6 protein-coding genes are annotated in these 2,560 nt (G+C 33.1%); all 6 read left to right on the forward strand.

The features are described 5' to 3' along the window. Positions 1-183: DUF2061 domain-containing protein (locus tag ACIQ0Q_RS09645; protein ID WP_395772723.1), on the forward strand; the 183-nt coding region annotated here is incomplete at its 5' end. Between the two features lie 48 nt (positions 184-231). Next, positions 232-795, forward strand: a complete 564-nt coding sequence (locus ACIQ0Q_RS09650; RefSeq protein ID WP_395772724.1) for a hypothetical protein — start codon at positions 232-234, stop codon at positions 793-795. A 57-nt stretch (positions 796-852) separates the two neighbouring features. After that, positions 853-1,074: a DUF4494 family protein gene (locus ACIQ0Q_RS09655; RefSeq protein WP_395772725.1), complete on the forward strand. Its 222-nt coding sequence runs from the start codon at positions 853-855 to the stop codon at positions 1,072-1,074. Continuing rightward, positions 1,074-1,331: a hypothetical protein gene (locus tag ACIQ0Q_RS09660; protein ID WP_395772726.1), complete on the forward strand. Its 258-nt coding sequence runs from the start codon at positions 1,074-1,076 to the stop codon at positions 1,329-1,331. Before ACIQ0Q_RS09655 ends, ACIQ0Q_RS09660 begins: the two co-directional genes overlap by 1 nt. Positions 1,332-1,384: 53 nt before the next feature. Then, positions 1,385-1,642: a hypothetical protein gene (locus tag ACIQ0Q_RS09665; RefSeq protein WP_395772727.1), complete on the forward strand. Its 258-nt coding sequence runs from the start codon at positions 1,385-1,387 to the stop codon at positions 1,640-1,642. A 3-nt stretch (positions 1,643-1,645) separates the two neighbouring features. Beyond that, on the forward strand, positions 1,646-2,437 hold the full coding sequence (locus tag ACIQ0Q_RS09670; protein ID WP_395772728.1) for an AAA family ATPase: 792 nt from the start codon (positions 1,646-1,648) through the stop codon (positions 2,435-2,437). Positions 2,438-2,560 lie beyond the last annotated feature (123 nt).

A 2,560-nucleotide genomic window follows, 5' to 3' on the forward strand; every position in this document is an offset into this window, starting at 1 on the left:
GCTAAAACCATCTCATATCGTATTTTAAGTACTTTAATTGGGTTTATTATAATGTGGTGGGTAAGTGGTTCAATTAAAATTGGCGCCGCATTTGGGGTAGCAGAATTGATTTACAAACCTATTCAGTATTACATCCATGAAAGAATTTGGTATAAATGGATAAAATACGGTCTGAAAAAATAAAATTGATATACTTATATAAAGAAATTAAATTAGTATATCAAAATTGTTATGGAAGAACAAAAAGAATTTAAGGAGTTTACAAACTTTGACCCTACAAAGGATTTATCATTAGCTCCCCAAAGAAGAACAAAGAGAGGATTAGGTGCAAGACCATTGTTAGAGTCTGAAATTAGGGATATACAAAAGAAAGCACGTTCAGCAGCTGAAGCTGCAAAATTATTAGGGGTATCTTACAATACCTATAAAAAATACGCAAAAGAATATAAAGTATTTGAGGATTTGAAAAATCCACATGGCATAGGAATTCGTAAAGGGTCTCAAAGTGTGCATGGGTATCATTCGTTGGATGATATTATTGCGGGAAAATACCCAAAATATCCAGTATGGAAATTAAAAAGAAGATTATTGCTTAGTGGGTATATGGAAGAAAAATGCTGTAATTGTGGATTTGAAGAAAGAAGGATTACTGACCATAGAGTTCCATTAGTACTTGATTTTATAGATGGTGATAAAAAGAACCATAAATACGATAATTTAAGGATGTTATGCTTCAATTGTTCGTTCCTAATTAACGGAAACCTATCAGGTCCTAAAAAAGAATATGAATATTAATTTGGTAGATTCAATAAAATATCGTATATTTGTAATTAAACATTAAAAACATAAATTATGGCAAAGTATTTTGAAGTTACAGTGACCGTACAACACGAAGTAGACGGTGGCAAAGGTGGTACAAAAATTAAGAAAGTAAAGGAAAACTATTTAGTAGATGCTATGACAGTTACTGAAGCAGAAGCTAGAGTGGTTAAAGAATTTGAAGATGCTGGTATCCAATTGGATTACGAAGTAACATCTGCAAAAGAATCTAAAATTTTACAAGTTATCAAGTAATGGCATTTGAAACTAAAATAGAAGAAATTAAAGAAGTTGTATTAAAGAGAGTTCCACCGGGTGACAGATGGCAACCAGTGGATTCTCCTTCTACAATTTTGGAATCTCTAACCGATGGGTTGGAGTATCATTTCCAACAAACTGGACAAACCGAATTCTTCCTATCAGCTCGTAAAGGGACGGTAGAAGTAATCTATAAAGAGGAAGTAAAGGTAGAAAAACCTATTACAAAATACTCTTTATATGGTGAAGATTAACGTTTGTTTACAAAAAAACTATATATTTATACATAAACCTTAAAACAAAAATTATGACTACATTTTTAATTATTGTGGCAGTTCTAGCAATCGGTGGAACATTTGCATACTTTGGTATGAAATCTGGTAAGATTGAAGATAAGAACAACAATAACATTCCTGACGTTATCGAAGAAAAAATCGAAGAAGTAAAGGAAGTTGCAGTTAAAGTAAAGAAAGTAGCTGATAAAGCTAAAAAAGTTGCTAAAACTGTTGTTGTTGAAAAGAAAAAGCCAGCAGCTAAGAAACCAGCAGCTAAGAAGATTAAGTAATCAATGAAGAACCTTATATCCGAACTATCTACTATCCAAAAAGAGATTAAGGAAATCAGAAACAAACTATTCGCTGAAATAATCACCGAAGGAGTTGATGATCCTGGTATCCTTAAATGTGTCTTTTTGGCTGGTGGACCGGGTAGTGGTAAATCCTATACTGCAAAGGAAATCTTTGGTGTAGGTAAGGGTGATATTGAAACCGTATCGGCGGGTGGGTTAAAACTCATCAGTTCAGATATGGCATTTGAACAAGCTCTTAAAAAGAATGGTATTAATCCAAAAGATTTAGCGGATATAGAAAAGAATGACCCTAACTTCTGGGCTTATATAGCCGGAGAAGAAGGTGATTCAATTCGTAACAAAGCTAAAGCCGTTACACAAAAACAACAAGCATTTTACGAGGCAGGGAGATTGGGAATGATAATCGACGGAACGGGAGATGAAATTCTTAAAATCCGTAACAAAAAAGAAAAAGCTGAAAAGCTTGGGTATGATTGTTATATGGTATTCGTAAACACTTCGTTGGAAGTTGCGATTAAAAGAAATGCTGAAAGAAGTAGAAGTCTACCTGAATCATTGGTAAGAGAAGTATGGTCTAAATGCCAAGAGAATATGGGTAAGTTTCAGGGAATATTCCACAACAATTTTATCATAGTAGATAATACGGAATATCAACCAGTTTCTAAATCAGTACAAAAACAAGTGGATGCGTTTTTAAGAAAACCAATTGAAAACCCAATAGGAAAAAAATGGATATTGGGAGCTAGATTAATTAAGAAGCATTTTAAATAGGTTACGTTACAATTTACAACAAAAATGTAACAACAAATGGCAAAGTCAGTAGGTTCGGCAAACAAAGTATCTTTTGGTAAAAGAAAGAGCAATCCTAATGGTAAGAAATCGTATGGTCCTAAA

This window comes from Arenimonas sp. (assembly GCF_044348765.1).
Taxonomy (GTDB): domain Bacteria; phylum Pseudomonadota; class Gammaproteobacteria; order Xanthomonadales; family Xanthomonadaceae; genus Arenimonas.

Bases quoted from the DNA above. Each gene is read 5' to 3' on its own strand.
- ACIQ0Q_RS09650 (WP_395772724.1), top strand. From the start codon at position 232: ATGGAAGAACAAAAAGAATTTAAGGAGTTTACAAACTTTGACCCTACA.
- ACIQ0Q_RS09655 (WP_395772725.1), top strand. From the start codon at position 853: ATGGCAAAGTATTTTGAAGTTACAGTGACCGTACAACACGAAGTAGAC.
- ACIQ0Q_RS09660 (WP_395772726.1), top strand. From the start codon at position 1,074: ATGGCATTTGAAACTAAAATAGAAGAAATTAAAGAAGTTGTATTAAAG.
- ACIQ0Q_RS09665 (WP_395772727.1), top strand. From the start codon at position 1,385: ATGACTACATTTTTAATTATTGTGGCAGTTCTAGCAATCGGTGGAACA.
- ACIQ0Q_RS09670 (WP_395772728.1), top strand. From the start codon at position 1,646: ATGAAGAACCTTATATCCGAACTATCTACTATCCAAAAAGAGATTAAG.